General features: G+C 49.0%; 4 protein-coding genes and 2 pseudogenes. 2 read left to right on the top strand and 4 right to left on the bottom strand.

Annotated features, from left to right (window positions below):
• Positions 1-38: 38 nt before the first annotated feature.
• Positions 39-1,038, bottom strand: a pseudogene (locus tag K2184_RS28710) (IS3 family transposase); the annotation flags it as partial.
• A gap of 241 nt (positions 1,039-1,279) precedes the next feature.
• Here K2184_RS28710 and K2184_RS28705 point away from each other — a divergent pair.
• Positions 1,280-1,471 carry a hypothetical protein gene (locus K2184_RS28705; protein WP_049106033.1) on the top strand — a complete coding sequence of 64 codons (192 nt, stop codon included), beginning with the start codon at positions 1,280-1,282 and terminating at the stop codon, positions 1,469-1,471.
• Positions 1,472-2,589: 1,118 nt separating this feature from the next.
• Here K2184_RS28705 and K2184_RS28700 read toward each other — a convergent pair.
• Together K2184_RS28700 and K2184_RS28695 are read right to left on the bottom strand one after the other, a co-directional pair.
• Entirely contained in the window at positions 2,590-3,012 is a 423-nt protein-coding gene (locus tag K2184_RS28700) for a helix-turn-helix domain-containing protein (RefSeq protein WP_025714834.1), read from the bottom strand.
• Entirely contained in the window at positions 3,012-3,203 is a 192-nt protein-coding gene (locus K2184_RS28695) for a Rop family plasmid primer RNA-binding protein (protein WP_023302508.1), read from the bottom strand. Before K2184_RS28695 ends, K2184_RS28700 begins: the two co-directional genes overlap by 1 nt.
• A gap of 404 nt (positions 3,204-3,607) precedes the next feature.
• Between K2184_RS28695 and K2184_RS28690 the strand changes: the two genes are divergently transcribed.
• Positions 3,608-3,721, top strand: a complete 114-nt coding sequence (locus K2184_RS28690) for a replication initiation protein (RefSeq protein WP_071789001.1) — start codon at positions 3,608-3,610, stop codon at positions 3,719-3,721.
• Between the two features lie 368 nt (positions 3,722-4,089).
• Here the strand turns inward: K2184_RS28690 and K2184_RS28685 are convergent.
• Positions 4,090-4,289: pseudogene (locus K2184_RS28685) on the bottom strand (integrase core domain-containing protein); the annotation flags it as partial.

The raw sequence follows: 4,289 nt of genomic DNA, 5'->3' as shown, positions 1-4,289 counted from the left end.
TGGTAGTTCAGCGATGAATGTGGACGACACTCGCTCTAATCCTGCCACCAGTCATTAATCGTTTTCCTGGCGTGAACGATATCGCTGAACCAGTGCTCATTGAGGCACTCATCCCTGAATCGTCCGTTAAAACTTTCAATAAATCCGTTCTGTGTTGGCCTGCCCGGCTGGATAAGCCGTAGCTCCACCCCATGCTCATAAGCCCACTGGTCGAGTGCTCTGCAGGTAAACTCCGGCCCCTGGTCAGTTCTTATCGTCGCCGGATAGCCGCGAAACAGTGCAATGCTGTCCAGAATTCGCGTGACCTGAACGCCTGAAATCCCGAAGACGGCGGTAATTGTCAGACACTCCTTCGTGAAGTCGTCCACGCAGGTCAGGCACTTGATCCTGCGACCGGTGGCCAGCGCGTCCATGACAAAATCCATCGGCCAGGTCAGGTTGGGCGCCTCCGGGCGGAGCAGCGGCAGACGTTCTGTTGCCAGACCTTTACGACGTCGTCTGCGTTTTACACCCAGCCCGTTAAGGTGGTAAAGACGGTACACGCGCTTGTGATTAACATGAAGGCCTTCACGGCGCAGTAACTGCCAGATGCGTCGGTAGCCAAAACGCCTGCGCTCCAGTGCCAGCTCCGTGATAAATGCGCATCAGCCGCCGAACGCTGAGCCTCATAGCGGCAGGTCGACAGGGGCAAACCTGTAAGCCTGCAGGCACTACGTTGCGACAGACCGGTCGCATCACACATAAACTCAACGGCTTCCTGCTTCTGGTCTGTCGTCAGTACTTTCGCCCCAGAGCCACCTGAAGCGCCTGCTTATCCAGCATGGCTTCGGCAAGCAGTTTCTTGAGTCTGGCGTTCTCTTCCTCAAGCGACTTAAGGCGCTTAACCTCGGGCACCTCCATACCGCCATACTTCTTACGCCAGGTGTAAAAGATGGCGTCGGAAATGGCGTGCTTACGGCAGAGCTCACGGGCAGAAACCCCGGCTTCGGCCTCGCGGAGAATACTGATGATCTGTTCGTCGGAAAAACGCTTCTTCATGAGGATGTCCTCATGTGGCTTATGAAGACATTACTAACATCGCGGTGTATTAATCAACGGGGAGCAGGTCAGCTCCGCTCCCCGTGATTTGTTATATACCCACCACGGGGGCATTAGTTTTTTTATTTTTTTTGATGATATGTACAAAATCAGTGGTTAGGAATAATCTTAACAGCCTTAACAAAAACACACAAAAACAGTGGCTATGCTTTATCTCACTACACTAAGTAACGACAGTATCATGCTAAAAAAAGATGATATTATCTTTATGAAATCATGTGGTAATGCAAAAACAATAATATTTTTACGTGGCGTGGATGAGAAGCTCATGATTAACGCGAGCTTTGAAGAGATAAAGTTTGCTATCAATAATAATCTTCAGGAGCTTCCGGGGGTACAAGCAGTAGCCGCGACACTGAAAATAGCAACCTGATTTCGAGTAAGGGCACTCAAAATCAAGAGATCAATTTACTATAACATCCCGATCACGAATCCCGCGGCTGGAACCGGCGTTCGGCACCGCTGAACGATTCAATTCTATTTTTGATATTAACAGGAGTAATAGTGATGAGAGCATTATCTCTTGGTGCCGTTTTAATGGCTATGTCAGCATTACCACTAACCGCGATATCCCAAGTAACCTTAGCACCTGATGGATCGTACGTTAGTGGTTCGGAAGCAACCTTAGCACCTGATGGCTCATACGTTGGTGGTTCGGAAGCAACCTTAGCACCTGATGGCTCATACGTTGGAAATTAACCCCCATTATTATGCTGCGTACCGATATACTGAATTGCGAATGCCAGCATTTTTGGATTTACCATAACGTCTTCTTACGCGCACCGCTAAAACGGCCTCAGGGCGTTTCTGACGGGAAACCGGTAAAACAGGCAACAAACCACCCGAAAACCCGCCAGAAACGCGCAGGCTCTGTTTTTACGGCATGCATGAGTATGCGCGCAAGTGCATAGCGCGGAAATTCACGCCATTCAGCCAGGGTAAGTCCTGTTTCCGGCGTTCTTCTGATCCGAAAACGGTGAACGGGGACGCAATTTATTGCGTGGCCGTGAGGCGTTGCCGGCGCAGCCGGAAAACCGGTTTTCAGCACGTTCAGGAATCGGGTTCGTCGACGGCCGGCAATCACGTTATGGCAAGTCGCCGGACGACTCACCACACGATTCACCGGCGATTCGAATCGTGAATTGAATCAAGAGTCACCATGAACAAAAAACGCCCAAATTGATGAATTGAATCAAGAGTCGATTCATCATAACAACATGATAATAAAGCGTGATTCACATATGAATCGTGGGCAATTCGTAAACGATTCGCCATAGAGTCGTCCACGACTTGGATCTGCACTTTGTAACACATCACTGCACATTAATTTTTCATTAACCAATTGTTTTAAATAAGGAATCTGCAAAATTTTAATTTTGCGTAGTGTGTGGGTATTTTTAGTCGTGAGGAGCGTTCAGAGATCTGGCGATTTTTGGGAAGGTTCAGGAACTCCCTGGGATGGCCGGAGAGGAAAACTCAAGCATGGCAGGATCAGGATTTTTTCCAGAATTTCCACCACGGGGAATGGGGTGGTGAAGAAGGCTCGCGCTTGTGCTCCAGAAGCTGCATAGCCTGACGAAGGGAATCAATATGCTCATCTCGAGCCTTAACAGCCCCTTTAAGACCATCGTTTTCAGCTTCAAGTAGAGCGATTCTATGTTGTAAATCATGTAAACCAACGCTGTTAATACTTGTAGATTCTGCGTCACTTTTTACATCATATTTTACAGTATCGATGACACCATCAAGAGAACCAAACACTCTAATAAGCTCTGAAGTATCAATAACTTTAATAGCCTTCCCGTGCTTTACAACAGAGGTGTAACTTAACTTCCCACTGTTAATCATCTTGTAAATTGTGGGACGGCTAACCTTAACAAGCCGTGCCGCTTCACTAATAGACACTCTGGCCATCAATTACCATCCTGTAATTCATCCAGTCTCGAGGACAGTGTACGGAAAAGATGCTCCGCATCATCGTGGAGTTTCTCACAAAGGTCGGCCTCAACATCGAGATCAAGCTCGTTAAGCTTCTCCAGCAGGAGCAGAGACTGATTCTGGATGAATTTAGCCATGTTCAGCGCTGTTTTCTGTTGTTTCGTCATAAAGGGCCTCAGAGCGTCAGTGCTCAATGTCAGACAGATCTCTTTTCCGCTTCCTCGCTCACTCAGTCGCTACGCTCCTGCCGTTCGGCTGCGGCGAGCGGTCGCAACGCGCACATAACGACATAGAGCAGACAGCTCGGAGAGGGAGAAGGCAGCACAGCGGCCGTTTTTCCATAGGCTCCGCCCCCCTGACAAGCATCACAGAATTTGACGCTCAAATCAGTGGTGGCGAAACCCGACAGGACTATAAAGATACCAGGCGTTTCCCCCTGATGGCTCCCTCGTGCGCTCTCCTGTTCCTGCCATTCGGTTTACCGGTGTCATTCCGCTGTTATGGCCGCGTTTGTCTCATTCCACGCCTGACACTCAGTTCCGGGTAGGCAGTTCGCTCCAAGCTGGACTGTATGCACGAACCCCCCGTTCAGTCCGACTGCTGCGCCTTATCCGGTAACTATCGTCTTGAGTCCAACCCGGTAAGACATGCAAAAGCGCCACTGGCAGCAGCCACTGGTAACTGATTTAGAGGAGATGGACTTGAAGTTATGCGCCGGTTAAGGCTAAACTAAACGAACAGTTTTGGTGACTGTGCTCCTCCAAGCCAGTTACCTCGGTTCAAAGAGTTGGTAGCTCAGAGAACCTTCGAAAAAACCGCCTTGCAGGGCGGTTTTTTCGTTTACTGAGCAAGAGATTACGATGCTAAAGAAAGGATCTCAAGAGGATCCTGTTCCATATGCCTACCCCTGAAGTGAAACCAGCACCACTCCGCGACACCAACCATCAAAATAAAACTATTTAACCCATTGTTTCTGATAAGAAAAAACATATATAATCATGATCCACAATCATCCAACGCGGTTGACCTGCCCCCCAGGATTAGATACAACCTTCAGTTAGTAATGTCGGTTCGTTTTTCTTCATATTTCCCGTTTCGCCAGCCCGCCGCAAATTCAGCCGGAGTCTGGTAGTTCAGCGATGAATGTGGACGACACTCGCTCTAATCCTGCCACCAGTCATTAATCGTTTTCCTGGCGTGAACGATATCGCTGAACCAGTGCTCATTGAGGCACTCATCCCTGAATCGTCCGT

Origin of the sequence: Klebsiella sp. K5-306, from assembly GCF_051835185.1 — a bacterium.
GTDB lineage: Bacteria > Pseudomonadota > Gammaproteobacteria > Enterobacterales > Enterobacteriaceae > Klebsiella > Klebsiella oxytoca.
The sequence above is the reverse complement of the archived record's forward strand: the minus strand, read 5'-3'. Positions and strand labels throughout refer to the sequence as shown.

Bases quoted from the DNA above. Each gene is read 5' to 3' on its own strand.
- K2184_RS28705 (WP_049106033.1), top strand. From the start codon at position 1,280: ATGCTAAAAAAAGATGATATTATCTTTATGAAATCATGTGGTAATGCA.
- K2184_RS28700 (WP_025714834.1), bottom strand. From the start codon at position 3,012: ATGGCCAGAGTGTCTATTAGTGAAGCGGCACGGCTTGTTAAGGTTAGC.
- K2184_RS28695 (WP_023302508.1), bottom strand. From the start codon at position 3,203: ATGACGAAACAACAGAAAACAGCGCTGAACATGGCTAAATTCATCCAG.
- K2184_RS28690 (WP_071789001.1), top strand. From the start codon at position 3,608: ATGCACGAACCCCCCGTTCAGTCCGACTGCTGCGCCTTATCCGGTAAC.